Origin of the sequence: Castellaniella defragrans (genome assembly GCF_014203015.1) — a bacterium.
In the GTDB taxonomy this organism is placed as follows: domain Bacteria; phylum Pseudomonadota; class Gammaproteobacteria; order Burkholderiales; family Burkholderiaceae_B; genus Castellaniella; species Castellaniella defragrans.
Window position 1 is genome coordinate 1 of the sequence record NZ_JACHIB010000004.1, and the last position, 25,904, is coordinate 25,904.

Sequence of the window (25,904 nt, forward strand, 5' to 3'; positions counted from 1 at the left end):
CTTTTTGGTTGTTTGGCGTGAGAACCAATAACCATAAGCCCTCGGGCAAGAATCGCCTATTCCTTTTTACCCGCCTGACGAAATTTCCGGGCTAGAGCTCCATCTGCATGCCCATCTCCACCACGCGGTTGGGCGGAATCTTGTAGAACCGGGTGCTGCGGCTGGCATTGCGCGCCATGAAGGCGAACAGATGCCGCCGCCAGCTCTGGTACCAGGGCAGGCGGCGCACCACGATCACGGTCTGGCGCGACAGGAAATACGAAGTCTGCATGGGTTCGAGGTTCAGTTCCGGCACCTCCTGCCCGATCTGCTCAACCACCTGGGGCACGTTCGGCTCCTGCTTGAAGCCCCAGCGCGCCACGGCCTGCCACGCGCCGCGGCTGACCCGCTCGATCCGCACCCGCTCGCCGAAAGGCACGTAGGGCACGTCGGCCACCTCGATCGTGAGGAACAGCGCCTGCTCGTGCAGGACCTTGTTGTGTTTCAAATTGTGCAGCAGCGCGGGCGGCACCGTGCCGACGATCATGCTCATGAACACCGCCGTGCCCGGCACGCGGGTGGGCGGATAGGCCTCCAGGGATTCCATGAAGCTGGCGAGCGGCTGCTGGTCTCCCGCCAGCGTGTCGTGCACCTGCTGGCGCCCCTGCTTCCAGGTCACCATCAGCGTCAGCAGGCCGATGCCCACCACCAGCGGCAGCCAGCCGCCCTCGTGCAGCTTGAGCGTGTTGGACGAGAACAGCAGCACGTCGATCGTCAGGAACAGCGAAATCAGCGCCAGCCAGGCCAGGCGGCGCAGGCCGCGCGCATGGCGGGGCAGCACGGCGAACGCCAGCAGCGAGGTCATCAGCATCGTGCCGGTGACGGCGAAGCCGTAGGCGTGCGCCAGGCGGTCGGAAGAGCCGAACGACAGCGTCAGGACCAGCACCGCCAGCAGCAGCAGCCAGTTCACGCGCGGCAGGTAGATCTGCCCTTCCTCGCGCGCCGAGGTGTGCTGGATCACCATGCGCGGCCAGTAGCCCAGCTGCACCGCCTGGCGCGTCATGGAAAACGCGCCCGAGATCACCGACTGCGAGGCGATCACCGTGGCCAGCGTGGCCAGCGCCACCAGCGGGATCAGGCCCCAGTCGGGCGCCAGCAGGAAGAAGGGATTGCGGATGGCCTCCGGGTCGCTCAGCAGCAGCGCGCCCTGGCCGAAATAGCACAGGACGAGCGCCGGCAGCACCAGGGAGAACCAGGCGCGACGGATGACCGGGCCGCCGAAATGCCCCATGTCGGCGTACAGCGCCTCGGCGCCGGTCAGCGCCAGGACGAGCGCGCCCAGCGCCAGGAAGGTCTCCCAGGGGGCGTCGCCGATGAAGCGCGCCGCCCAGACCGGATTGACCGCCTGGAGGACCTCGGGCTGGCCGACGATGCGCCAGGCGCCCAGGCCCCCCAGCACCAGGAACCAGCACAGCATCACCGGCCCGAAGAGCTTGCCCACCGCGCCGGTGCCGCGCGACTGGAACATGAACAGCGCCAGCAGCACGACCACCGAAATCGGCACCACCCAGGCGTCCAGCCGGTGCGAGACGATGCCGATGCCTTCGACGGCGGACAGGACGGAGATCGCGGGGGTGATCATGCTGTCGCCGTAGAACAGGCTGGCGCCAATCAGTCCCAGCAGGGCCAGGCGCCAGCGGGAAGGCCCGCTGCGGCCGCGCAGGGCGAGCTCCATCAGGGCCAGCGTGCCGCCCTCGCCGCGGTTGTCGGCGCGCAGGATGCAGGTCACGTATTTCAGCGACGCCACCAGGATCAGCATCCAGAACAGGATCGACAGCATCCCCAGGACGTGCTCGACGTCGGGGCGGCCCGCGCCCGAGAGGGCGACCTTCATCGTGTACAGCGGACTGGTGCCGATGTCCCCGTAGACGACGCCCAGGGCGCCGATCAGCAGGGCGGCCCGCGGATTGTCTTTCTGCATGCTCATACTCTGTGCTATTCGGCCCGCGTGAGGCAGGCGCCCAGCCGGGGGCCGGGGAAGACGAGGGACACCCGCGTGCCGGAAAACGCGGGCCGGCTGGCGATTTTCCACCAGGCGCCGTGCGCGCGCGCGATCTCGCGCACGATGGCCAGCCCCAGGCCCGAGCCGCCCTGGCCCGCGTCGGCGGCGCGGTAGAAGGCCTCGAAGACGCGGTCCAGGTCCTCGGCGCGGATGCCGGCGCCGTCGTCCTCGACGGAAAACGAGGGCGGATTGGCCATGACGCGCAGCACGATGCGCCGCGCGCCCAGGCCGTAGCGCAGGGCGTTGTCGATCAGGTTGCCCAGCAGTTCCTCCAGCAGCACCGGGTCGCCGTCCACCCAGACCGGGTCCTCGGGCGCCACCAGCTGCAGGTCGATGGCGCGCTCGCGCGCGCGCCCCAGCCATTCGGCGCCCGCCTGGCGCATCCATTCGCACAGGTCCAGGCGCACGAAGCTGTCCCGCGGCCGCACCGCGTGCTCGGCGCGCGCCAGCACCAGCAGCTGCTGGCCCATGCGGATCATGTGGTCGGTCACGGACTTGATGCGCCCGGCGCGCACGCGGATGTCCTCGGGCAGATCCTGGCCGAGCATGAGCTCGGACTCGACCTTGAGGCCGGCCAGGGGGGTGCGCAACTGGTGCGCCGCGTGGCCGATGAAGCGGCGCTGGGCCTGCACCGAATCGTCCAGGCGCACCAGCAGGTCGTTGAAATGCAGGACCAGCGGCGCGATCTCGCCGGGCAGGCCGGCCAGGTCGAGCGGCTGCAGGTCCTCGATGGAGCGCTGGCGGATGTCGTCGGCCAGGCGGTTGATGGAGGCCAGCTCGGAACGGATGCCGGAAATCAGGACCCAGACGAACAGCGCCACCAGCAGGCCCTGGGTCAGCATCATGGTCCAGAACAGGTCGCGCAGCAGCCAGGGCTGGGGACGGATCACGCCGGTCATGAACCAGGTGGCCAGCAGATCGATGGCCACCAGAATGAAAAAGGCCGGCAGCAGCCGGCGGACCAGGCGGCGGGCGAGCGAGTCCCGGGGCATCAGGCGCTCGACCAGACCCGGCGCCCCGCGGCCGGAAGGCGGGCCGGCGGTGGACTCAGGCGGCACGATCGACGTCGAGCAGGTAGCCGAAGCCGCGCACCGTCTGGATGCTGGTCCCGGTGCCGTCGAGCCGCTTGCGCAGGCGGTAGACGTAGACTTCGACCGCATTCTCGCTGAAATCGGCATCCCAGGCCGACAGGGAATTGACGATCTGCTGCTTGGTCACCACCCGGCCGGGCCGCGCCATCAGCATTTCCAGCACCGAGAGTTCGCGCACGGACAGGGCCAGGCGCTTGCCGTCCACCCGGATCTGGCGCCCCACGGTGTCGAAGGACAGGGAGCCGCATTCCAGGATGGTCTGGGCCTGGCCCGCGCGGCGGCGGGCGAGCGCCCGTACCCGGGCGGCGAGTTCTGGCAGCTCGAAGGGCTTGGTGACGTAGTCGTCGGCGCCGGCGTCCAGGCCGGCGACGCGGTCGTCCAGGCCGTCGCGCGCCGTGAGGATCAGCACCGGCACCTGGGATCCGCCTTCGCGCAGCCGCTGCAGGACTTCCAGGCCGCTCAGGCCGGGCAGGTTCAGGTCGAGCAGCAGCAGATCGTAGGCCTGCCCGGCGAGCGCGCCTTCGACGCGGTCGCCGGACCTCAGCCAATCGACGGCATAGCCCTGGCCGCCCAGGAATTCCTGCAGGGCGTGGCCGAGGGTGGCGTCGTCTTCGATGACCAGGACTCTCATGACGGTGATTCTAGCCTGAAGCGGTCACGCCGCGTCACCGCTGGAGGGCCTGCGTTACATAGTTGACGGTTGCTTGAACGCCGGGAACGCGCGTTCAGCCGCCGCCGGGGGCCGGCGCGGCGGCGGGCGGCGCCGCGGGAGGCTGCGCGGACGCGGCGGGAGCCGGGGCCGGCGTGGCCGGGCGGGCCGGTGCTCCGGAGGCGCCCGCGGCGGCGGCGCCTTCGGCCGCCGCGGCGGGGGCCGCCTGCCCCGGCGTGGTGACGAAGCCCAGGCGCTTCATGCCCGCCTGGCGCGCCGCCCCCATGATCCGCGCCAGCAGGCCGTAGCGGGTCTCCACGTCGGCGCGGATGCGGACTTCGGGCTGGGGATCGGCCGCCGCCTCGCTGGCGAAGCGGGCCTGCAGGTCTTCCTCGGCGATCGGCTGCTCGTTCCAGAACAGCGCTCCGGACGGATCGATGGCGAGATCGATCACCGCGGGCTTCTGCTCCATCGGCTGGGCGGTGACCTGCGGCACGTTGATGCGGATCGAGTGGCTCAGCAGCGGCGCGGTGATGATGAAGATCACCAGCAGCACCAGCATCACGTCGATCAGCGGCACCATGTTGATCTCGGACATGGTGGTGCCCGGTCCCTTGGAATCGAAGCTGCCGAACGCCATGTCAGGCTCCCCGGTGGCTGGCCAGGCTGATGGTGCGGCCGTTGCGCTCGTGGCTGCCGTCGGCCACCTGCTGGCCGGTGGTCAGGAAGGTGAACAGGTCGTGCGCGAAGGCGTCGAGCTGCGCCAGGTAGACGCGGTTGACGCGCACGAAGGCGTTGTAGCCCAGCACGGCGGGAATGGCGACCGCCAGGCCCAGACCGGTCATGATCAGGGCCTCGCCCACGGGGCCGGCGATGCGGTTGATGGTGACGCCGTCGGTCATGCTGATGCTGAGCAGGGCGTGATAGACGCCCCACACCGTGCCGAACAGGCCGACGAAGGGCGCGGTCGAGCCCACCGAGGCCAGCACCGTCAGGCCGTTTTCCAGGCGCGCGGTCTCCTCGTCGATGACCTTGCGGATGGTGCGCGTCACGAAGGCCGCCGTCGAGCCGCTTTCCTCCAGCTTGAGCGCGCCGTACTTGGTGTGGTGCTTCTGCGCGTGGATGGCGTGGCTGGCCAGGTGCGCGAAGGGCTCGTCCGCGCCGTGCGTGGAGATCTCGTTTTCCACCTGCTCCAGGGAGCTGGCGGCCCAGAATTCCGACAGGAACTTGCGCGAACGGCGGCGGATACGCAGGTGCGTCAGGCCCTTGGCCAGGATCAGGTACCAGCTCGCCAGGGACATCAGCATCAGGAAGACGAACAGGGACTTGCCCACCGCGTCGCTCTGGCCGATGAAATGCAGCACCCCCTGGCCGCCGGTTTCCATGGCGCCGGCCGCCAGCGCCGCCTGGGCGGCCGTCGCCGTCCCCGTGGCGGCCGCGGTCGCCGCCACGTCGGCGGCCGCCGACACCGCCGGCGCCGCGTGCGCGGCGGCCTGCGCGGCATCCGGCCCCGCGGCCTGGGCGAGCGTCAGCGCCGCGCTTGCGATCAGATCGAGCATCATGTTCCTGTCCTATAAGACGAAATCGAAAGGAATGTCCACCAGCGCCTTGTAGGCGATGCCGTTTTCCGTGTACGGACGGAAACGCGCCTGGCGCATGGCCTCCACCGCCGCCTCGTCGAGGCGCGCATATCCCGAGGACGTGCGCACCGAGACGTTGGCCACCTGGCCCAGCGGAGAAATCAGCACGCGCAGCACCACCCGCCCCTGCTCGCCGCGGCGCTGCGAGATGCGCGGATACACCGGGCTGGGCCGCTTGCCCAGATAGTCCACCTGGCCGATGGCGCGGGGCCGGTCGGGATCGACGGCGCGCGGCTCGCCGCGCGCCTCGGAGGCCTGGCGCGCGCCGCCCGCCGCGGCGTCCCGCGCCACGCTGACCTGCGGCGCGGGCGGCACCGGCCTGGGCTGCGGCTTCGGTTCCGGCCTGGGCCGGGGTTTCGGCTTGGGCTTGGGCTTGGGTTCCGGCTTCGGCTCCGGTTTGGGCTCGGGCGGAGGCGGCTCGGTGATGGATTCGGGTTCGGGCGTCTCGACGACCGGCTCGGGCTCGGGTTCGGGCTCCGGCTCGACCACGGGTTCGGGCTCGGGCTCGGGTTCGACCACGGGCTCGGGTTCCGGCTCGGGCGGTGTTTCCACCGGCGGGGGCTCGGCCGCGGCCACGGGTTCGGGTTCGATGGCGGGGCCCAGCTCGACGAACTGCACGTCCAGCGCCTCGGGCTGGCCCAGGGCCACCTCGACCACCGGCGCCGACAGCACCATGGCGAGCACGGCCGCATGCAGCCCCAGGGCCGTGCAGGCGGCGACGATCTTCAGCGGGGCAAGACGCGAGGTGAAACCGGAGGACATGGACCAGCGGACAGCAGGGGCGAAAGCGTGATGTTAGCAGGAATGATAACGGTTCTCAATACAAGGATGGCGGTGAGGTCATGATGCGGCGGTGCCGAGGAATGACAAGGAGGGCGACAAGGGGGCTGCCGAAGCCATCCGCCGTCCGTCCGGAAACAAAAAATCACATTTTTCTTGAAACTCGGAGCCGTCCCGGCTGGTCCCTTCGTCTGGAGACCGGATCCGGACCGGGCAGATCAACCTGAACGAAAAGCCGAACGACACCATGTCCAGACACCTCGCATTGTGGGTCGCCGCCTTGTGCGCCCTGAGCTTCCAGACCGCCGCGCCGGCCGCGGAAACCGCGCCGCCCGGCATCGACCTGTCCACCGACTACCCCGCCCTGACCCTGAAGGCCGGAGAGACCTCGACCATCGCCCTGCAGCTGCGCAACCGCGCCACCCCGCCCGAGCGGCTGGCGCTGTCGGTGGAGGGCGTGCCCGCGGGCTGGAAGGCCACCCTGCTGGGCAACGGCCGCCCCGTCGAAGCGGCCATGCCTGGCAGCGATGATACGCTGCCGCTGCAACTGCAGCTTGACATTCCGCAAGGCGGCGCGGAATCGCGCCATACCCTGACCGTGCACGCCGACGGCGCCCAGCGGCGCCTGAGCCTGCCCATCGAGGTCGCCCTGGCCGACCAGCTGCCCGCCCAGCTGTCGATCCAGCCCGAACTGCCGCAGCTGACCGGCTCGGCCCGCACCGCCTTCGACTATCAATTGACGGTGAAGAACGCCAGCGGCCACGACGTCCTGGCGAGCCTGGCGGCGCGGGCTCCGCAGTATTTCGACACGTCCTTCACCGAGGGCTACGGCACCCAGCAGATCAGCGCCGTCCCCGTGAAGGCCGGCGAATCCAAGACCGTCAAGCTGCACGTGCGCCCGCCCGCATCGGCGCAGTCGGGCGAGCATTCGATCGAAGTCGAGGCCGCCGCCGACGGCGTCCGGGCGAGCACGGTCCTGAAGCTCGACATCACCGGCCAGCCGGCGCTGGACCTGGCGGGCCGCGACGGGCTGATGAGCACCGACGCGCAGATCGGCGACACCCGCGCCATGCCGCTGGTGCTGCGCAACGGCGGCACCGCCGCCGCCCGCGACATCGCGCTGGAGGGCACGGCGCCCGAGGGCTGGAAGATCGAATTCGAGCCCGCGCGCATCGCCCTGCTGGAGCCGGGCAAGACCGCCGAAGTCCAGGCCCGCATCACGCCCTCGGCCCAGTCCCTGTCGGGCGACTACATGGTCAAGCTGCACGCGCGCTCGGCCGGCCAGTCGGCCGACGGCGACCTGCGCGTCTCGGTCACGACCTCGGCCCTGTGGGGGGTCAGCGGCGCCATCCTGATCGCCGTGGCCCTGCTCGCGCTGCTTGGCGCGGTGGCGCGCTACGGCCGCCGCTGAACGGGCCGTCCGCCATGATGCCCGCCCCGACACCCGCCATGCCATCGGCCATGTCATCCGCCCCGCCACCTGCCCTGTCATCCGCCCGCACGCCCGCCGCGGGCCCGTCCGGCCGCCCCGTCCCGGCTCCGGACGCGCCGGCCATCGACGTCCGCGGGCTGGGCAAGGACTACGGCGGCCGCGCCGTGGTCCAGACCCTGAACTTCCAGGTGCGGCCGGGCGAAGTCTTCGGCCTGCTCGGCCCCAACGGCGCCGGCAAGACCACCACGATCCTGATGCTGCTGGGCCTGACCGAGGCCACGCGCGGCCAGGTGCGCGTGCTGGGCGAGGACCCCTGGCGCAATCCGCTGGCCGTCAAGCGCCAGGTCGGCTACATGCCCGATTCGGTCGGCTTCTACGACCACCTGAGCGCGCGCGACAACCTGCGCTACACCGCCCGCCTGCTGGGCATCCCGCGGCAGGAACGGGACGGGCGGATCGCCGAGGCGCTGGAGCGCGTCGGCCTGCTGGACCGCATCGACCAGCGCGCGGGCACGTTTTCCCACGGCATGCGCCGCCGCCTGGGCCTGGCCGAGATCCTGCTCAAGCGGGCCGCCATCGCCATCCTGGACGAACCCACCTCCGGCCTGGACCCGCAGTCCACCGAGGCGTTCCTGCGCATGATCGAAGCCCTGCGCGAGGACGGCGTCACCGTGCTGCTGTCCTCGCACCTGCTGGACCAGATGCAGCGCATCTGCGACCGGGTCGCCCTGTTCAACGCCGGGCGCATCGCCCTGATGGGCCCGGTCCGGGACCTGGCCCGCCAGGTACTGGGCGGCCACAGCCACGAGGTCCACCTCCACGCCGACGGCCCCGAGCTGCGCTCCGTCCTGGCCGCGGTCCCCGGCGTGGGCGGCGTGCGCGTCCAGGGCCCGGGGCACTACGTCCTGCAGGCCGAGAGCGACGTGCGCGCCCAGGCCGCCCAGGCGGCGGTCCTGGCGGGCGCGCAGCTGCGCGACCTGGCCGTGGACACCCCCAGCCTGGACCGCATCTACCGTCAGACCTTCACCGAGGACACCCCGACATGAGCACGACCCGCATCGGCTCGCCCTGGCACGGCCTGGGCGCCGTCCTGTCCAAGGAACTCGCCGACCACCTGGGCAGCGCGCGCATGCGGCTGCTGGAATGGCTGGTCGTGCTGACCGCGGCGGCCGCCCTGTACGGCGCCATCGAAGGCATCCGCCAGACGACCGCCTCGGACCCCTTCGTGTTCCTGCGCCTGTTCACCGATGCGCGCGCGCCCCTGCCCTCCTTCGCCGCCCTGCTGGGCTTCCTGATCCCGCTGCTCGCCATCGGCCTGGGGTTCGATGCCATCAACGGCGAATACGGCCGCCGCACCCTGAGCCGCATCCTGTCGCAGCCCCTCTACCGCGACGCCCTGCTGCTGGGCAAGTTCCTCGCCGGCCTGGCCGCGCTGGCCATCAGCCTGGTCTGCCTGTGGCTGCTGGTCATGGGCGCCGGCCTGATCCTGCTGGGCGTGCCGCCCAGCGGCGAGGAAGTCGTGCGGTCCCTGGCGTTCCTGCTCGCCGCGCTGGCCTACGCCGGCGTCTGGCTGGCCGTCGCCCTGCTGTGCTCGGTGCTGTTCCGCTCGGCCTCGACCTCGGCGCTGGTCGCCCTGGGCCTGTGGCTGTTCTGCGCCCTGCTGTGGCCCATGCTGGCTCCCGCGCTGGCCCGCGCCATCGCCCCGCCCGACCTGGCGACCCTGATGGGCGGCGGACTGGACCTGCACGCCCTGGCCTGGCAGAACGGCCTGCTGCACGTCTCGCCCGCCACCCTGTTCAACGACACCGCCATCACCCTGCTGAACCCGTCCACCCGCAGCCTGGGGCCGGTGTTCCTGTCGCAGCTGCAGGGCGCCCTGCTGGGCAGCCCGCTGCCGCTGTCCGAAAGCCTGGCGATCGTCTGGCCGCAGTTCACCGGCCTGATCGCGGCGGTCGTGCTGCTGTTCACCCTGGCGTACATCGCGTTCCAGCGGCAGGAGGTGCGGGCCTGAGGAAGCCCGCGGGGGGGTGGATGATACACTCGCGGGCACCCAACCCGGAACCCGCCCGCCATGGCTCGCCCATCCCGCCCGTCCCGCCTGCAGCTTCCCGCCCTGCCCCGCTTCAAGCGCCCTCCCGAACTACTGTACGCCGTCGACGAGCGGCCCCCGGCGGCGACGCTGGCCAGCCTGGCGCTGCAGCACGTCGCCACCGCGCTGACGCTGATCGCCTACGTGCTGGCGGCCGCCAAGATCGGCCGCCTGGACGCCGCGACGACCCAGGCCATGGTCACGGCCACCATCCTGGGCATGGCGGCCTCGACCTTCCTGCAGGCCTGGGGCGGGCGGCTGGGCTCGGGCATGCTGCTGGTCCACATCCCCGATCCGCTGCTGGTCGCCCTGTCGGGCATGCTGGCCGCCCAGTACGGCCTGGGCGGCCTGGTGCTGGTCGGCCTGATCAACGGCGCGGTGGCGCTGGGCACCGGCTCGCTCATGCCGTACCTGCGCACCATCCTGCCGCCCACCGTGGCCGGCATCATCGTCTGCGTGGCCGGCCTGTCGCTCATCGAGCCGGCCCTGCGGCACGTCACCGGGCTGGCGGAAAGCGGCGGCCTGGACGGCGCCGACATCCTGATCGGCGCGGCCACCCTGGCGACGATCGTGGGCCTGTCGATCTGGGGCAGCCAGCGCGGCAAGCTGGCCGCGCTGCTGGGCGGCCTGCTCGCCGGCCTGGCCGTGTCGGCCCTCACCGGCAAGCTGCACGGCTGGGAAGCGCTCGCCAGCGCCCCGGTGTTCGGCCTGCCGCACCCGCCCATGCCCGTCTTCGACATCGACGCCGGCATCCTGGTGGCCGTCGCCGTGCTCGCGCTCATGACCCAGCTGGACGTCTTCGGCTGCGTGGTGCTGCTGCACAAGATGAACGACTCCGACTGGCGCCGCCCCGACATGCGCATGATCAGCGGCGGCATGCGCGCCTGCGGCCTGGGCAACATCGTGGGCGCCTGGCTGGGCGCCCTGCCCAACGTCGCTTCGTCGGCCAACATCGCGCTGGCGCACATCAGCCGCTCGACCTCCCGCTGGATCGGGCTGCTCACCGCCCTGCTGCTGGCCCTGATCGCCTTTCTGCCGCAGGCCTCGCTGGCGCTGACCCTGATCCCGACCGCCGTGATCGGCGCCATCGAGATCTACGCCGCCGCCTACCTGATCGTCTCGGGCATCGAGCTGATCGCCTCGCGCGCCCTGGACTCGCGCGGCATCTTCATGATCGGCCTGTCCTTCGTGCTCGGCATGGGCGTGATCCTGATGCCGGAACTCGCCGGCCGCGCCCCCGAATCGCTGCGTTTCGTGGTCGGCAACGGCATCATCATCGCCGGCCTGAGCGCCATCGCGCTGAACCTGCTGTTCCGCCTGGGGATCTCGCGCCAGGCGCAGCAATCCTTCGACGAGGCCGCCGGCGCCGCGGCCGACACGGTCATCCACGTCGCGGCCGAGCCGATCCAGCGGGTGGTGGACTTCGTCGAGACGCAGGGGGCCACCTGGAGCGCCCGGCGCGACGTGGTGCGGCGCGCCGCCCAGGCCGCGCTGGAGGCCGCCGAAGCCATCCAGAGCGGCGGCGGACGGCGGCTGCGCGGCATCCGCGGCAGTTTCGACGAACACAATCTGGACATCGAGCTGCTGCACGACGGGCCCGAACTCGAACTGGGCGGCCACGCGGCCCATGCGCCGGCCGACCTGCTCGACATCGACGACGCCGCCTTCCAGCACGCGCTGGACCAGGCCCTGTCGGGGATCTCGGGCATCATGCTGCGCGGCCTGGCCGACCGCCTGCAGTCCGGCCGGCGCGACGGGCTGACCTACCTGCGCCTGCACTTCGACCATTGAGCCGGGGCCGCGTCCGGGACTGCGTCCGGGACCGCATTCCGGGCCGCGTCCGGGGCCGGATCGCCTCGCCGGTTCGCCTGGCCGCGCAGCGGCGCCGCCCGCGGCTTCAGGCGGACAGCAGCCCGGCCAGGGGATGGCCGGGCGCGAAGCGCAGGTCCAGCGCCTCGGCGGCGGGCACCGGCCGGCCGACCAGGTAGCCCTGGATCAGGTCGCAGCCCAGGCGCTGCAGGCGGGCCAGCTGCTCGGCGGTCTCGACCCCTTCGGCGACGATGTCCAGCTCCAGGCTGTGGCCCAGCGCGATGATCGCCGTGACGATGGACACGTTGCCGGGATTGGTCTCCAGGTCGCGGACGAACGACATGTCGATCTTCAGCCGGTGCACCCGGAGGTGCTGGAGATAGGACATAGAGGAATAGCCCGTGCCGAAGTCGTCGATCGACAGGCGCACGCCCAGGCCGCGCAGCGTCTCCAGGGTGGCGATGGCGCGGCTGCGGTCGGCCATCAGGCAGCTCTCGGTGATTTCGAGCTCCAGGCAGCCGGGCGCCAGCCCGTTTTCCCGCAGCACGGCCTGCACCGAATCGACGAAGCCCTCGCTGCCCAGCTGCAGCGCGGACAGGTTCACGGCGACGTAGCCCGGCGCCCGGCCCTCGTCGAGCCAGGCGCGCATCTGGCGGCCGACCTCGCGCAGGACCCAGTTGCCCAGCGGCACGATCAGGCCGCTTTCCTCGGCCAGGGCGATGAACGCGCCCGGCGCGATCAGGCCGCGCCCGGGATGCTGCCAGCGCACCAGCGCCTCCAGCCCCGTCACCGCGCGCTCGTACAGGTGCAGCTGCGGCTGGTAGTGCACGCGGAACTCCCCGCGCTCCAGCGCGCGGCGCATCTCGGCCTCCAGCGACAGGCGCTCCCGGGCGCGCAGCATGATCTCCGGCGAAAAGAAGCGCAGGCTGCCGCGCCCGTCCGCCTTGGCCTGGTGCAGCGTCGCGTCCACCCGGCTGAGCAGTTCGTCCGCCGTCGCGCCGTCCTCGGGATAGAGCGCCACGCCGATGCTCGCGCTCACGTAGATCGCCTGGCCGTCCAGGACGAAGGGCGCCGCCAGGGCGTCGAGCATGCCCTGGCCCGCCAGGGCCACGCCCCGCTCGCCCTGGTCGCGGTCCAGGATGACGTAGAACTCGTCGCCGCCGACCCGCGCCAGGGCGTCGCGCTCGGGCAGCAGGCCGCGCAGCCGCTGCGCCACTTCGACCAGCACCCGGTCGCCGGGCCCGTGCCCCAGGGTCTCGTTGATGGCGGCGAACTTGTCCAGGTCCAGGCACAGCAGGGCGAAGCGCATGGCGGCGTGCTGGGCCATCTGGATGGAGTGGGCCAGCAGTTCCGCGAACAGCACCCGGTTGGGCAGTCCGGTCAGCGGGTCGCGGTGCGCCAGGATGCGGTATTTTTCCTCGCTCACGCGCAGCAGGGCGGTGCGCTGCGCCACCAGGTCCTCCAGGAAGCGGCGCAGGCGCGCCAGTTCGAGATGGGCCCGCACCCGCGCGCGCACCTCCTCGATGTCGAAGGGCTTGGTCACGTAGTCGGCCGCCCCCAGGGCGAAGCCGCGCACCTTGTCGCGCGTGTCGTCGATCACGGTGACGAACATCACCGGGATGCGCTGGCCGGCCGGCGTGGACTTGATGCGCCGGCAGACTTCGTAGCCGTCCATCCCCGGCATCACCACGTCGAGCAGGACCAGATCGGGCGGCGCCGGCCCCTGCACGATCTCCAGCGCCCGGGCGCCGTCGCCGGCCACCAGGATGCGGAATTCGTCGCGCAGGGCGGCCAGCAGCTCGTGGATGTTCTCCGGCACGTCGTCCACCACCAGCAGGGCCGGCAGCGGCGCATCGGCCGCCTGCAGCGCGAAGTCGAAGGCCGCCGGCATGCGGCGGTAGCGCCTGAGTTCGAGCTGGTTCCTCACCCGGACGCGGAACAGTTCCGGATTGATGGGCTTGGTGACGTAGTCCGCCGCGCCCATCAGCAGGCCGCGCGCCGCGTCCGCCGCCTCGGCCAGGGCGGTCACGAAGACGACCGGGATGTCCGCCGTCGCCGCGTCCCGCTTCAGGGCCGCCAGCACCTCGTAGCCGTCCATGTCCGGCATCTGGATGTCGAGCAGGATCAGGTCGGGCCGCGGCTCGCGCCGCGCCAGTTCCAGGGCCTTGCGGCCGCTGGTGGCGGCGGAGATGGCGTATTCGTCGCGGAACATGCCGACCAGCGTGTGCAGGTTCACGGAGGCGTCGTCGACGATCAGCAGCCGGGGGCGCCCGCCGGCGCGGGCGGGCGATCCGGCCGCGGGAGGGTTCGGGATCACGGGGCGTCCTCCGGGGGAATGGGCAGGGATGCCAGCGGGGCCAGCGCGGCATCGAGCTCGAAGCGGTCGATGCGCGCGGCGATCTCGCGCACGGCCGGCTGCAGGGGCGTGCCGGCCGCGCCCCGGTCCAGCTCGTCGAGCAGCGGCTCGACGGCCCCCAGGTCGGTGCCGAGCGCCCGCCGCAGGCGCTCGACCAGGGCGCGCAGCGCGGCGGGCGTCGGCGGCACGGCGGGCGCCGGCGGCGGCGCCTCGTCCGCCAGCGAATCGATGTCCGCCAGCACGCCGCGCAGGAGCGTTTCGGCCGCGTCCAGCTGCGCGGCGTCGGGCACCTGGTCCTGCTTGAGCAGCGCGTCGATCTCGGACACGTGGGCGAACAGCGCGCGCGCGCCGAGATTGCCGGCCACGCCCTTCAGGGCATGGCAATGCGCCTCGGCCGCCGCCGTGTTCCCCTGCGCCAGCAGTTCCCGCAATGTCTCGATGGCGCCGCCGTACTGCGCGCGGAAGCGGCGCAGCTGCTTGCGGTAGGGCGCGGGCCGGCCGCCGATGCGGCGCACGCCGTCGGCCGCGTCGAGGTGCCCGAGGGCCAGCAGGTCCGCGGGCAGGCGCGGCGTCCCGCCCGCATGCTCGCCCCCATGCCCGGCCGGCCCGGCGGGCGTCCCGCCCGGCTCGGCGCCGGGAACCGGGAGGCCGGGGGCCTTCATCCAGCGGGAGATCGTCGCCAGCAGGTGGTCGGGGTCGATCGGCTTGGCGATGTGGTCGTTCATGCCGGCGTCCTGGCTGGCCTGCGCGTCGGAGGCCATGGCCAGCGCCGTCATGGCGATGATCGGCAGCTCGGCGAACCGCGCGCCGCCCGGCGCCTGGCCCAGGCGGCGGATGCGGCGGGCCGCCTGCAGGCCGTCCATGACCGGCATCTGGATGTCCATCAGCACGGCATCGTAGTGCTTGCGCTGGATCCGCTCGACCGCCTCCTGCCCGTTGACCGCCTCGTCCACCGCCACGCCCTCGCCGCGCAGCAGCTCCACCGCGAATTCGCGGTTGATGTCGTTGTCCTCGACCAGCAGGATCCGGGCGCCGGCCAGGCCGGCGCGCCCCGCCCGCGCCCCCGGCCCGGGCGCCCCGGCGCCCGCGTCCGGCAGCGTGCCGCGCCCCAGCACGGTCAGCATCGTGTCCAGCAGCGAGGACGGGGACACCGGCTTGATCAGGAAGCCGTCCATGCCGGCCTGGTTCGCCCGGCGCATCACGTCCTCGCTGCCGTAGGCGGTGACCATGACGATCTTCGGCTGGTGCGCGATGCAGGGATCGGCGCGGATGCGCCGGGCGGCCTCGTCGCCGTGCATGCCGGGCATGCGCCAGTCCATCAGCACCAGGTCGTACGGCTGGCCGCTGGCCTGCCGCAGCATGGTCAGGGCCTGCGCGCCATGGCTGGCGGTGCTCACGTCCACCTGGAAATACATCAGCATGTCCGAGAGGATTTCCAGCGACACCGGATTGTCGTCCACCACCAGCACGCGCCAGCCCAGCAGCCGCGGCCCGACCCGCTCCAGCAGCTGGCGCTGCCGGGTCTGGGCCTGGTGCGCCACGGCCAGCCGGGCGGTGAAGCAGACCGTCGTGCCGTGCCCCGGCTCGGAGGATTCCACCCACAGGTGCCCGCCCATCAGGTCCACCAGGCTGCGGCTGATCGTCAGGCCCAGGCCCGTCCCGCCGTAGCGGCGCGTCGTGGACTGGTCGGCCTGGGTGAATTTCTGGAACAGCGTGTGGATCCGGCCCGGCTCCATGCCGATGCCGGTGTCGCGCACGCAGGCCTGGATCCTGACGCCCTCCTCGTCCCGCTCCAGGCAATGCAGGGCCAGCTCGACCTCGCCCTGCTCGGTGAACTTGACGGCGTTGCCGCACAGGTTGAGCAGCACCTGGCCCAGGCGCAGGGGGTCGCCCACCAGCAGCGTCGGGATGGCCGGATCGTGCCGGATCAGCAGCTCGATGCCCTTGGCGTCGGCCTGCAGGCCGACGGCGTCCACCAGCCGCTCCAGCACCAGTTCCAGGTCGAACTCGACCTGCTCGAGGGCGAGCTTGCCGGCTTCGAGCTTGGAAAAATCCAGGATGTCGTTGATGATGCCCAGCAGCGACTGCGCGGCGCCCTGGGCCTTGACCAGCCGGCCGCGCACGGTGGCCGGCATGTCTTCCTTGAGCACCAGGTACAGCATCCCCAGGATGGCGTTCATCGGCGTGCGGATCTCGTGGCTCATGGTGGCCAGGAAATCGGACTTCACGCGCGTGGCGGATTCGGCAGTCTCCTTGGCCCGCTGCAATTCCCGGGTCCGCGCCGAAACGATGGATTCCAGGTCGTGGTTCAGCGCATCGAGCTCGCGCATCGAGGCCGACAGGCGCAGGCGGCTCTCGCGGAAGGCGTCCACCAGCTCGCCCAGCTCGTCGGAATACGGATAGGACAGCGGCTCGGCCGCGGTGTCGTCGGTGCCGAAGCGCCAGTTCTTCACCGCGGACACGACGGCCGCCAGCGTGTTCGACAGGCGGTAGCGGATCGTCCAGACGAACAGCAGCCACAGCACGCCGCTGAGCACCACCGAATTGAGCAGCGCCACCGCGAAGCCGTACTTGAGCCGGTCCCAGATCACCGAGGGCGCCGCATGCAGCCGCAGCACGCCGAGCAGCTGCAGCTCGCCGCCGGCCGTGGCGTGGCGCAGCGGCGTGGCGGCCGACTGCCCGTGCACGAAGAACACCGGCTCGGGCGCATCGGCGGATTCGCGCGGCCAGCCGCTGTCGGCCAGGAGGGCGCCGTCCGGCGATTCGATGCGCGCCCCCGAGACGATCGCGTTCTGCCGCGCCCCGTCGAGCGCCTCGATCATCCGGTCGCGGTCGAGCTCCCAGACGGCGTTGGTCACGGCGGGCTCGATGGTGCGGCCCAGCGAGGCCAGGTCCTCGGCGATCGCCCGGCTGATGCCGACATACTGGATGGCCAGTTGCACCACCACCATGCCGAGGGTCGCCAGGAGATACCAGGGCAGCATGAACCGCAGCAAGCGCCTGGACAAGGTCGATTGCGCCTTCACCCCGCCTCCCCCCGCCTCAACGCCACCACCATTGCGTATCGATTTCCGCCGATCCCGGCGGCAGCAGGGGATTGTCCAGCCGGATGACCCGGCGGCGGCTGCGGCCGAGGTCCGCGATCATCGCGGCGTGATGGGCCTCGAACAGCGTGCGCAGGGACCCGTCGGCCAGGGCCGCCCGCAGGCCCCGCTCGATCCGGGCGGCCAGCTGCGCGTCCTGGCGGTTCACCCAGAAATAGATGGGATACGGGAAGAACAGGGCGCGGGTCCGCTCGATGGTCAGCTGGGGATAGGCTTCCTGCCGGGCGGCGAGTTCGACCGCCGCCTCGCCGATCCCCCGGGGCAGCGCGTCGAAGCGGTGCGCGGCCAGCATGCCGAACAGGCTCTCGTAATCCGTGGAGGTCAGTACCGTGTAGCCGTTGGCGCGCATGACGGGCACGTCGGCCCACTGGCCGTTCAGGCCGAAGGTCAGGTTCTTCCTGAACGCCTCGTCGTCCATGCGCGCGATCCGTTCCTGGTCGGACGCCGCAATCAGGAAGACCCGGTAGCCGACGATCCCGCGGGAAATGTCGAACTTGACGGGCAGCATCCGGGCCTCGCGCTCGTCGTTGGTGCCCAGCGCGATGACGTCGATCGCACCGGCCTGCAGCAGGCTGACGGCCCGGTTCTGCGTCACGTCCTCGGCGAAGGGCCGCAGCCCGAACGCCACGCCCTCGTCCCGCCGGACGTGGTCCAGCGCCAGTTCGAGGACTTTCCAGCGGTATTCGTAGATGGGGCCGACGGGGAAGTAGCTGAGGGTGCGATCCGCCGCGGCCGCCGTCCCGAACGCGCACACCGCGAACATGGCCGGCAGCAGCCTGCGCATGCACATCGCCCATCGCCGGACGCGGGAACCTTTGTTCGTCACCAAGCGTCGCACCCCGATCCTCCCCTGGTTGCCGTCGGATGCGCGGGCCTGTTCCGGCCCGTCGCATCGAGGAGAAGTTCAGGATAGCACAGGGCATGTATCAAGGTATCACCGGGCGGCGGGCGGCGCGGAAGGCCGCGCCTGCCGGACCGGCGGCCCTGGCGGGACCGCGCCTGCCCCGAGCCGGGCGCCGCCCGGCGGCCGTCCCGATCCCCCGGTCAGGCGTCCCGCGTGATGGTCAGCGCGGAGAACGACTGTGAGGTCGGCATGACCTCGATCGCATTGATATTGATGCGCGGCGGCAGCGAGGCCACCCAGGCGACCGTCTCGGCGATGTCGTCCGGCCCCAGCGGATGGGCGCCGGCGTAGACCGAATCCGCCTTCTGCCGGTCGCCCCGGTAGCGGGTCAGGGAAAATTCGGTGTCGCCGCACAGCCCGGGCTGCACGTCCGTCACCCGCACCCCCGTGCCCGCGAGGTCGGCGCGCAGATTGCGGCTGAACTGCGCCACGAAGGCCTTGGTGGCGCCATAGACGTTGCCGCCCGGATAGGGATATTTGCCGGCCACCGAGCCGATGTTGACGATCAGCCCGCGCTTCCGGGCCACCATGCCCGGCAGGAAGGCGTGCGTCATCAGCGCCAGGCCGGTGACGTTGGTGTCGATCATCGTCCGCCAGTCCCGCAGGACGGCCTCCTGCGCCTTCTCGGTCCCGAGGGCGAGGCCGGCGTTGTTGACCAGCACGTCGATGTCGCGCCAGCCTTCGGGCAGGGACGCCTTCATGGCGGCGATCGCCTGCTCGTCGCGCACGTCCAGGGACACCGGCAGCAGCGCCTCGCCGTATTGTTGCCGCAGTTCCAGCAGCGGCTCCATCCGGCGCGCGGCGGCGATCACCCGGTAGCCGTCGCGCAGGAAACGTTCGCAGATCGCGCGGCCGAAGCCCGCGGAAGCCCCGGTCACCAGGGCGATCTGTTGCTGTGTGGAATCGTTCATAGGTCCTCTGAATGCTCCGCCTGCGGGCCGGTCGCCGGACCCGCCTCCAAATCTGCGATGGTACTCCTTCGCGGCCGTCCTCCGGGCATCCGGGGCATCGGGGGCATCGGGGGGGCGCGGGCATCCGGGCATCTAGGCAGCCGGGCACACTCCTTGCCCCTTCCTGCCGTCCACCCCGCAGGAGCATGCCCATGACGAAGCCCACGCCCGATACCGATCCGCTCAAGCGCGAGCCGCCCGGCGAAACGAGCAGGGTGCCCGGCACCGACGCCGGAAAAGGCGGCCGGCCCGCCGGCAGACCCGGCATCGACGTGCCGGCCAAACCGGGACGGCCCACCCCTTACCCGACGCACCCCGGCCATCCGGGCGGGCCGCCGGAACCCGTGGAACCGGGCAAGACACCGACGCTGTAGCGCGGCGGGCATGCGAATTGCTCCGGCCCGGCGCCCCGCGGCGATTGCAAGGAGATGCCATGAGCGACCACACCAACGAACCTCCCGAGCCCACCGTGCCCAAACCGGAGCCCGACGACGTGCCCCAGCCCGATGAAGACGAGGTCAAGCTGCCGCCCAAGGAAAAGCCGCCGATGAGGGTGGTCAGGCGGCCGGACTCGCGCACATAGTCCATGACGGCCTAGCCCACGGCGCTTTCACAGCCACGGGGCTTGCGGCTGCCGTGGCCCGCGGCGCTGCACTGCGATGGCCCGCGGCGCATCTCTCCTCCATGATCCGCAGCCAGAGCGGACGCCGCCGTGCCATGTCCATCCGCCTTGCTGCCTTCTTACCGGCCGCACATCGGCCGGAAGCCCGCTCACAGCTTCACCCTCAGGGTGAGCGTGACGCTGCGCGGCTCGCCGTACACGTTGCCGAAATTCGCCGGTCCGAACGCGCCTGCCGAGCCGAGGCGGGAGTAATACCTTCTGTCGAACAGATTGTTGACGTTCAGCCCCAGGGACCACGTCTTGTCGATCCGGTAGCCCGCGCGCAGGCTGGCAACGGCATATCCGCCCTGGCTGACGCGCACGCCCGGATTGCCTCCCTGGCTGTAGGTGCCACTTTGCACGTCGACGCCGCCGCCGATGTTCCAGGCGTTCCATTGCCCGGGCAGCTGGTACGAAGTCCATAGACGCAGCAAATGCTTCGGTGCGATGCTGCGGAATGGCTGTCCCTCATAGGTCGCGTCCCGCAGGTATCTGGCCGTATTGAAAGTGTAGCCCGCCGCCAATTGCCAGCCGGGCAGCACTTCCCCGGAAATCTCCGCCTCGAATCCCTGGCTGCGGACCTTGCCGTGGGCCGCATGGCAGCAGCCATCGATCACGGTGGGCGTCACCTGGACGGCGCGGTTCGTTTCCTCGATGCGGAACACGGAAAAAGCGAGATTGAGCCGGCCGCCGTAATAGGCGCCCTTGACGCCCGCCTCGTAGCTGGCGCCGGTCACGGGGGGCAGACCGCTGCCGTTCTCGTCCTTGTAGTTGCTCTGGACGCGGAAGATGTCGGCATAGCTGGCATAGACGGACCAATGGGGAGTCACGTCATAGACGATGCCGGCGTAAGGCGTGAAGCGCGCATCCTGCTCGTAATCCGAGGTCTGTGCGCCGGTCAGCCGGTTGTAGGCCTGCGTATCCCACCAGCTGACCCGCCCGCCCAACAGCAGGGTCAGGGGATCGCCCAACCTGAGCCGGGTCGCACCATACATGCCGTACTGCCGGGTCTTGCTGCGGCTGTCGCTCGTCCAGGCGGGCTCGCCCGGATCGGGGATGGACGAGGGATCGAAATCGAAGACGTCGACCGGCGTTCCGCCGAAGCCGGCCAGCCGCCCGCCTTGCGAGTCGGCCGTCCGGTCGTACCAGTTGGCGCCGAGGACGAGTTCGTGGCGGCGGCCGAAGGCCTGGAATGCGCCGCTCAGGTTCGCGTCCAGCCCCAATTGCGCATTGTCGTAGGCATTCGCACCCCCGCTGAGCATCGGCCCGGCCAGGGTGGTCCGGTCCACCGCACCCGCCACATAGGCATATTTCAGATCGCTGGTTTCGTGGTCGGAGACCGCGCTGAGCTTGAGTTCCCAGGCGGGATCGAACGTGTGCGTCAGGTCGGCGAAGACCTGCGTCGTCTCGAAGTCCCAGCGCGTCCACGGCGTGCTCAGGAACGTGCTGCGCGGCAGTTCCAGATCGCCGCCATCCCTGTAGCGCGGCACGCCCATCATCGCCGGCAGCCAATCCCGTTTCTGATACCCGCCGCCAAAGGAAACGGTCGTCTGCGGCGTCAGGTCCGCCTCGATGATCCCATACAGCGAGGTGCGCTGGCCGTTGGCGTAATCGACAGGGGATTTGCGGTCGTCGTAGGCCGCCGCCAGGCGCCCCCGCACGGAGCCGCTCTGGTTCAGCGGCGTGCTGTAGTCCAGTTCGCCATGATGGGCATCCCAGGAACCCGCGCTCAAAGAACCCGAAAACTGCCGGTCGGCGAACGGGCGCTTGCGGACCAGATTGATGACGCCGCCCGGCTGGCCGGCGCCGTTGAACAGGCCGCCCGCGCCGCGCAGCACCTCCACCCGGTCGAACATGATCATGTCGGGCTGGGACCATGACGCGCCGCCGGTCTGAATGGGCACGCCGTCGTACTGGAAATACTCGACGGGATAGCCGCGGATGTAGTACGTCGGGATGACGGCGGTGCCGCTCAGGTCCACGGTCACCCCCGTCGCCTGGCCCATGACCTGATCGAGCGTGGCGAGGTTCTGATCCTCCATGCGCTGGCGCGTGATGACCGACACCGACTGCGGCGTCTCCTTCAGCGTGGCCGGGATTTTCGAGCCCACCGTCGCGCCCGCGGCGGTGTAGGAGCCCGTTCCCTCCGTCGGCATGCCGGGGGCCTGGCCCCGGACGGTCACGGCGGGCAAAGTCGCCGCTTCGCCCCCGGCGGTGGACGCCGATTGCGCGCAGGCCTGCGTCGGCAGCCCGCACAGCATGGCCATTGCCAGCGCTGCCGGCAAGGCGCTCCGGGAGGGCAAGAGAAGGGGGCGGACGAGCGGCCGGTCCGGGATAAGCATCGGGAGCATCCTTGATTACATATTGAATGAGAATTGATCTCATCGAAGTTTAGGGATGCTGCCTCGAAAGTTCTTAAGCGAACGGCACCATTACTTTCGTTTTTTCCCGGGGAAGACGAGCTTGCGGGACGATGGGCCCGTCTTCACAGGCCAGCGCCCGGGGAACCGGATCAGTTCTTCAGCTGCTTCGGAGAGAAGCCGAAGCGCTTCCTGAACAGCACGGAGAAATGCGGAATCGCATAGCCCACGAACGCGGCGACCTCGGACACCGAATAGGTGCCGGTCGAAAGCATCTGGTAGGCCTGCTTGAGACGGTGGTCCTGGACGTACTGGAAAACGCTCATGCCGAACAACTGCTGAAATCCGGCATTCAGCTTGTTCACGTTGATCCCCGCCCGTCGGGCCAATTCATGCAGCGTGAGCGGTTCCTGGTGATGCCGAACGGCAAGCTCGCGGGCGTACCAGAGGCGTTCCGTATCCGCCCCGGTCAGCCGCCTCTTGCGGGCATCGTTTCCATCGGCCAGGCCCTCCAGGGCGACCGCGGCCAATTCCAGCCCCTTGCCCGCCAGGTAGACGTCCCGCATCGTCCCCCCGAACGGGCAGATCAGGGCCTGTATCGCAATGGCCTTGAGCGCCGGAGTCAAGGGGCGATGCAAGACGGTGATGTCTTCGCCGTACAAGCGCCTGCATCCGCTGCGGGCGATCCGATGCAGATCGAACCCGTGGCGCGCGGCGCTTCCCGCTTCGATGCCGACACGGACGAATTGCTGCAGCGTGCCCGGTTCGAGCCGATCGTAGCCCTCGTGCCGGCCGGAAGCCACCACCAGATAGGCGCCCGGCTCCGCGATCTCGAAGGGAGCCCGGCCATTGACGCGGCTGCGCAGCCGGCTGTTGAGCGACACGATGACCTGCAGGCCCTCGAACACGGGCGCGGTCACTTCCAGCGCATCTTCCAGCACGACCGATCCCGCCGACATCGTCATGTCCGCGGAAAACCGCCGTGACCATTGAGAAGGCTGCATCGTTCATCCTGAACGGAAATGCTCCGGATCCCCCGCCGATTCCACCGGGCGAAGCATGCGGGGATGCCCGACCCGGACGGTGCGGGAAATGTCCGATTTTTCCATGCGAAGGCATTATACTGGAAATAAGAATCAATCTTATTTATCGGCTACAGTTCCGCCCGGTGCGGGTGCTCCCGTGTCTCGCCCTCACGTCTGCTCCACGGCCAAGGTACTCAAACGGGTACATCAGACGGATCGTTTCAGCCCGAAACCGGCGGCTTCGACCAAATGAACACCGGCCGCGCAGACCCGCACAAAGCAAAAAACCCGCAAGACTGAGTGTCTATGCGGGTTTCGCTTTTTGATGCCGGAGGACATCGGACTGCATTGGACTTCTTGAAACCAAGAAGTGGTGCCCAGGAGAGGACTCGAACCTCCACACCTTGCGGCACATGGACCTGAACCATGCGCGTCTACCAATTCCGCCACCTGGGCACTGCATAACGTGTATGCTATTGTCTTCGCCGATCCGCTGCGTTGTTTGGCGCGTCGTTCAGCGAAGACAGAACTATACAACACAATTTTTTTGGATGCAAACAGCCTTTGAAAAAGCGAACCAACAACGACAATAACCGCGACGCTTCCAACCCGCCAGCGAACAGTCTCCCCTCTGATTTCGACCCCGACGTCCCCACCCGCGAGCAGGTGCTGGACACCCTGCGCGAGGCGGGCAAGCCCCTGTCCCTGGAAGCCCTCGCCGACGCCACCCATGCCGCGATCCCCCTGTCCACGGGCTTCATCCGCCGCATCAAGGCCATGGAACGCGACGGCCAGCTGCGCTACAACCCCCAGGGAAGGTTGCAAATCTGCAACAACACGCACTTCATCACCGGCACCGTCCAGGGACACCGGGACGGCTTCGGCTTCCTGGTCCCCGACGAAGGCGGCCAGGACCTGTTCCTGTCGCCCCACGAAATGGCGAAGGTCCTGCACGGCGACCGCGTGCGGGTAAAGGAATCCGGCGAATTCCGCGGCCGCCCCGAAGGCACCATCGTCGAGGTCGTCGAGCGGCGCACGCTGAAGCTGGTCGGCCGCTTCCTGAAGGAGCACGGCGCCTTCATCGTCGCGCCCGAGGACCAGCGCATCAAGCACGACATCCTGATCGCTCCCCAGGACACGGCGGGCGCCGAGCCCGGCCAGGTGGTCACGGTGCAGATCCTGCGCCAGCCGGCCAGCTATCTCCAGCCCCTGGGCCGCGTGATCGAGGTCCTGGGCGAGATCGACGACCCCGGCATGGAGATCGAGATCGCCGTGCGCAAGTTCGACGTGCCGGTGGAATTCTCCGACGCCACGCGCCGGCAGCTGGCCTCGATCCCCGACCACGTGCGCGCGGAGGACTGGGCCGGGCGCATCGACCTGCGCGACGTGCCCTTCATCACCATCGACGGCGAGGACGCCCGCGACTACGACGACGCGGTGTTCTGCATGCCCGCCGACCTGGGCACGGCCAAGCGCGCGCGGCCCGGCTGGCGGCTGCTGGTCGCCATCGCCGACGTCAGCCACTACGTGCGGCCCGGCACGGCGCTGGACGAGGACGCCCTGGACCGCGGCACCAGCGTGTACTTCCCGCGCCGCGTCATCCCCATGCTGCCGGAAGCCCTGTCCAACGGCATCTGCTCGCTCAATCCGGACGTCGACCGCCTGGTGATGGTGTGCGACATGATGATCCCGGCGGGCGGCGCCAAGGCGGGCACCGTCACCGCCTACCAGTTCTACGAAGCCGTCATCCATTCCCACGCCCGCACCACCTACACCGACATCTGGACGGCCCTGCAGCAGCCCGGCGGCCCGGCGGGGCAGAGCCTGGGCGATCTGCTGCCCCACGTGCAGACGGCCTACGACCTGTTCCAGGCCTTCGAGCAGGCCCGGCGCAAGCGCGGCGCCATCGACTTCGACACGATCGAGACCCGCATCGTCTGCAACCCGCTGGGCCGCATCGAGCGCATCGAGCCCTACGCGCGCAACGACGCCCACCGCCTGATCGAGGAATGCATGCTGGCGGCCAACACCTGCGCGGCGGATTTCATCGTGCGCAACAAGGCCCAGGCGCTGTTCCGCGTGCACGACGGCCCGACCCCGGAAAAGCTGGAGACGCTGCGCGCCTTCCTGCGCCAGTTGGGGCTGACCCTGGACGGCGGCGACGATCCCTCGACCGCCGACTACGCCCGCCTGATGCAGGCCAGCCGGGCGCGCCCGGACTTCGCCTCGATCCAGACGATGTGCCTGCGCTCGATGCAACAGGCCATCTACAGCCCCGAGCAGACCGGCCACTTCGGCCTGGCCTACGCGCATTACGCGCACTTCACCTCGCCCATCCGGCGCTACCCGGACCTGCTGGTGCATCGCGTGATCCGGGGCATCCTGCACCAGCGCCGCTACCAGCCGCCGGTGCTGCCCGGCCAGCCCGCCGATCCCGCCCTGCCCGCGAAGGTCCGCGAGCACGATGCCTGGGAGGCCCTGGGCGCCCTGCTGTCGGCCCGCGAACGGCGCGCCGACGAGGCCTCGCGCGACGTCGAGGCCTGGCTGAAATGCTGGTTCGTGCGCGAGCACGTGGGCGAAGTCTTCAGCGGCCGGATCAGCAGCGTCACCAGCTTCGGCGTGTTCGTCACGCTGGACACGCTCTACGTGGAAGGCCTGGTGCACATCTCCGAGCTGGGCGGCGACTACTTCCAGTACCACGAGGCCCTGAACGAACTGCGCGGCGAGCGCACCGGCCTGCGCTACCAGCTGGGCGACGCCCTTCAGGTCCAGGTGTCGCGCGTGGACCTGGAAGCCCGGCGCATCGACTTCCGCCCGGTCAAGGGCGAGGACTTCAAGTCGCTCCAGGCCGAGATCGAAGGCGAGCCGCGCTCCTCCACCTCCCGGCCGCACAAGAAGGCCGCCGGCGCCAAGCCCGCCGCCCTGCGCGGCACCACGGCGCGCCAGCGCCGCGCCGAGGCCAAGCGCGCCGCGCGCCAGGAAACGCCGCACAAGCGGCGGTCCTGATCCGGTC

General features: G+C 70.2%; 19 protein-coding genes and 1 tRNA gene. 7 read left to right on the forward strand and 13 right to left on the reverse strand.

The features are described from left to right. Positions 1-91: 91 nt before the first annotated feature. The 6 genes from HNR28_RS03805 to HNR28_RS03830 all read right to left on the reverse strand — a co-directional run bounded on the left by HNR28_RS03805 (position 92) and on the right by HNR28_RS03830 (position 6,183). On the reverse strand, positions 92-1,966 hold the full coding sequence (locus HNR28_RS03805) for a potassium transporter Kup (RefSeq protein ID WP_084330566.1): 1,875 nt from the start codon (positions 1,964-1,966) through the stop codon (positions 92-94). Between the two features lie 8 nt (positions 1,967-1,974). Continuing rightward, positions 1,975-3,033: a sensor histidine kinase gene (locus HNR28_RS03810; protein ID WP_151025576.1), complete on the reverse strand. Its 1,059-nt coding sequence runs from the start codon at positions 3,031-3,033 to the stop codon at positions 1,975-1,977. Between the two features lie 55 nt (positions 3,034-3,088). After that, on the reverse strand, positions 3,089-3,763 hold the full coding sequence (locus tag HNR28_RS03815; protein WP_151025577.1) for a response regulator transcription factor: 675 nt from the start codon (positions 3,761-3,763) through the stop codon (positions 3,089-3,091). 94 nt (positions 3,764-3,857) lie between these two features. Then, positions 3,858-4,421: an ExbD/TolR family protein gene (locus HNR28_RS03820; protein ID WP_184142504.1), complete on the reverse strand. Its 564-nt coding sequence runs from the start codon at positions 4,419-4,421 to the stop codon at positions 3,858-3,860. Position 4,422: 1 nt separating this feature from the next. Next, entirely contained in the window at positions 4,423-5,343 is a 921-nt protein-coding gene (locus HNR28_RS03825) for a MotA/TolQ/ExbB proton channel family protein (RefSeq protein ID WP_409364704.1), read from the reverse strand. Between the two features lie 9 nt (positions 5,344-5,352). Continuing rightward, positions 5,353-6,183 (reverse strand): energy transducer TonB, encoded by an 831-nt coding sequence (locus tag HNR28_RS03830; RefSeq protein ID WP_184142507.1) that lies wholly within the window; start codon positions 6,181-6,183, stop codon positions 5,353-5,355. A 265-nt stretch (positions 6,184-6,448) separates the two neighbouring features. Here HNR28_RS03830 and HNR28_RS03835 point away from each other — a divergent pair, with 265 nt between their 5' ends. Genes HNR28_RS03835 through HNR28_RS03850 form a run of 4 tightly spaced genes read left to right on the forward strand, consistent with a single transcriptional unit; the run spans position 6,449 to position 11,513 of the window. Further along, on the forward strand, positions 6,449-7,612 hold the full coding sequence (locus HNR28_RS03835) for a COG1470 family protein (protein ID WP_043681663.1): 1,164 nt from the start codon (positions 6,449-6,451) through the stop codon (positions 7,610-7,612). Between the two features lie 50 nt (positions 7,613-7,662). Next, positions 7,663-8,679 (forward strand): ABC transporter ATP-binding protein, encoded by a 1,017-nt coding sequence (locus tag HNR28_RS03840; RefSeq protein ID WP_084330565.1) that lies wholly within the window; start codon positions 7,663-7,665, stop codon positions 8,677-8,679. Beyond that, positions 8,676-9,644 carry an ABC transporter permease gene (locus HNR28_RS03845; RefSeq protein ID WP_043681660.1) on the forward strand — a complete coding sequence of 323 codons (969 nt, stop codon included), beginning with the start codon at positions 8,676-8,678 and terminating at the stop codon, positions 9,642-9,644. The genes HNR28_RS03840 and HNR28_RS03845 overlap by 4 nt, the downstream gene beginning before the upstream one ends. A 60-nt stretch (positions 9,645-9,704) precedes the next feature. Next, a complete protein-coding gene (locus tag HNR28_RS03850; protein WP_151025392.1) occupies positions 9,705-11,513 on the forward strand; it encodes a solute carrier family 23 protein in 1,809 nt (602 codons plus the stop codon). A gap of 106 nt (positions 11,514-11,619) precedes the next feature. Here HNR28_RS03850 and HNR28_RS03855 read toward each other — a convergent pair whose 3' ends face one another. The 4 genes from HNR28_RS03855 to HNR28_RS03870 form a co-directional block, all read right to left on the reverse strand. After that, positions 11,620-13,848, reverse strand: coding sequence for an EAL domain-containing response regulator (locus HNR28_RS03855; RefSeq protein ID WP_249043915.1), 2,229 nt, complete (start codon positions 13,846-13,848; stop codon positions 11,620-11,622). Continuing rightward, entirely contained in the window at positions 13,845-16,895 is a 3,051-nt protein-coding gene (locus tag HNR28_RS03860) for a hybrid sensor histidine kinase/response regulator (RefSeq protein WP_244978173.1), read from the reverse strand. Before HNR28_RS03860 ends, HNR28_RS03855 begins: the two co-directional genes overlap by 4 nt. Positions 16,896-16,929: 34 nt before the next feature. Next, positions 16,930-17,775, reverse strand: coding sequence for a substrate-binding periplasmic protein (locus HNR28_RS03865; protein WP_211369316.1), 846 nt, complete (start codon positions 17,773-17,775; stop codon positions 16,930-16,932). A 260-nt stretch (positions 17,776-18,035) separates the two neighbouring features. Further along, entirely contained in the window at positions 18,036-18,806 is a 771-nt protein-coding gene (locus HNR28_RS03870) for an SDR family NAD(P)-dependent oxidoreductase (RefSeq protein WP_151024833.1), read from the reverse strand. A gap of 191 nt (positions 18,807-18,997) precedes the next feature. Between HNR28_RS03870 and HNR28_RS03875 the strand changes: the two genes are divergently transcribed. Together HNR28_RS03875 and HNR28_RS03880 are read left to right on the forward strand one after the other, a co-directional pair. Beyond that, positions 18,998-19,219 (forward strand): hypothetical protein, encoded by a 222-nt coding sequence (locus HNR28_RS03875; RefSeq protein WP_151024832.1) that lies wholly within the window; start codon positions 18,998-19,000, stop codon positions 19,217-19,219. A gap of 59 nt (positions 19,220-19,278) precedes the next feature. After that, entirely contained in the window at positions 19,279-19,428 is a 150-nt protein-coding gene (locus HNR28_RS03880) for a hypothetical protein (RefSeq protein WP_170288476.1), read from the forward strand. 188 nt (positions 19,429-19,616) lie between these two features. On the opposite strand, the gene HNR28_RS03885 is transcribed toward HNR28_RS03880, so the two are convergent. The 3 genes from HNR28_RS03885 to HNR28_RS03895 form a co-directional block, all read right to left on the reverse strand. Further along, entirely contained in the window at positions 19,617-21,662 is a 2,046-nt protein-coding gene (locus HNR28_RS03885) for a TonB-dependent siderophore receptor (RefSeq protein WP_244978174.1), read from the reverse strand. 356 nt (positions 21,663-22,018) lie between these two features. After that, on the reverse strand, positions 22,019-22,870 hold the full coding sequence (locus HNR28_RS03890) for a helix-turn-helix transcriptional regulator (protein ID WP_151024831.1): 852 nt from the start codon (positions 22,868-22,870) through the stop codon (positions 22,019-22,021). Positions 22,871-23,262: 392 nt separating this feature from the next. Next, positions 23,263-23,347, reverse strand: a tRNA-Leu gene (locus HNR28_RS03895). A gap of 108 nt (positions 23,348-23,455) precedes the next feature. Here HNR28_RS03895 and rnr point away from each other — a divergent pair. Next, complete coding sequence (rnr, locus tag HNR28_RS03900) at positions 23,456-25,897, forward strand: ribonuclease R (protein WP_184142513.1); 2,442 nt, start codon at positions 23,456-23,458, stop codon at positions 25,895-25,897. Positions 25,898-25,904 lie beyond the last annotated feature (7 nt).

Coding starts and splice junctions, on each gene's coding strand:
- HNR28_RS03845 (WP_043681660.1), top strand. CDS start 8,676: ATGAGCACGACCCGCATCGGCTCGCCCTGGCACGGCCTGGGCGCCGTC.
- HNR28_RS03870 (WP_151024833.1), bottom strand. CDS start 18,806: ATGAACGATTCCACACAGCAACAGATCGCCCTGGTGACCGGGGCTTCC.
- HNR28_RS03810 (WP_151025576.1), bottom strand. CDS start 3,033: ATGCCCCGGGACTCGCTCGCCCGCCGCCTGGTCCGCCGGCTGCTGCCG.
- HNR28_RS03815 (WP_151025577.1), bottom strand. CDS start 3,763: ATGAGAGTCCTGGTCATCGAAGACGACGCCACCCTCGGCCACGCCCTG.
- HNR28_RS03830 (WP_184142507.1), bottom strand. CDS start 6,183: ATGTCCTCCGGTTTCACCTCGCGTCTTGCCCCGCTGAAGATCGTCGCC.
- HNR28_RS03875 (WP_151024832.1), top strand. CDS start 18,998: ATGACGAAGCCCACGCCCGATACCGATCCGCTCAAGCGCGAGCCGCCC.
- HNR28_RS03820 (WP_184142504.1), bottom strand. CDS start 4,421: ATGGCGTTCGGCAGCTTCGATTCCAAGGGACCGGGCACCACCATGTCC.
- HNR28_RS03885 (WP_244978174.1), bottom strand. CDS start 21,662: ATGCCGACGGAGGGAACGGGCTCCTACACCGCCGCGGGCGCGACGGTG.
- HNR28_RS03825 (WP_409364704.1), bottom strand. CDS start 5,343: ATGATGCTCGATCTGATCGCAAGCGCGGCGCTGACGCTCGCCCAGGCC.
- HNR28_RS03805 (WP_084330566.1), bottom strand. CDS start 1,966: ATGAGCATGCAGAAAGACAATCCGCGGGCCGCCCTGCTGATCGGCGCC.
- HNR28_RS03890 (WP_151024831.1), bottom strand. CDS start 22,870: ATGCAGCCTTCTCAATGGTCACGGCGGTTTTCCGCGGACATGACGATG.
- HNR28_RS03880 (WP_170288476.1), top strand. CDS start 19,279: ATGAGCGACCACACCAACGAACCTCCCGAGCCCACCGTGCCCAAACCG.
- HNR28_RS03835 (WP_043681663.1), top strand. CDS start 6,449: ATGTCCAGACACCTCGCATTGTGGGTCGCCGCCTTGTGCGCCCTGAGC.
- HNR28_RS03840 (WP_084330565.1), top strand. CDS start 7,663: ATGTCATCCGCCCCGCCACCTGCCCTGTCATCCGCCCGCACGCCCGCC.
- HNR28_RS03850 (WP_151025392.1), top strand. CDS start 9,705: ATGGCTCGCCCATCCCGCCCGTCCCGCCTGCAGCTTCCCGCCCTGCCC.
- HNR28_RS03865 (WP_211369316.1), bottom strand. CDS start 17,775: ATGCGCAGGCTGCTGCCGGCCATGTTCGCGGTGTGCGCGTTCGGGACG.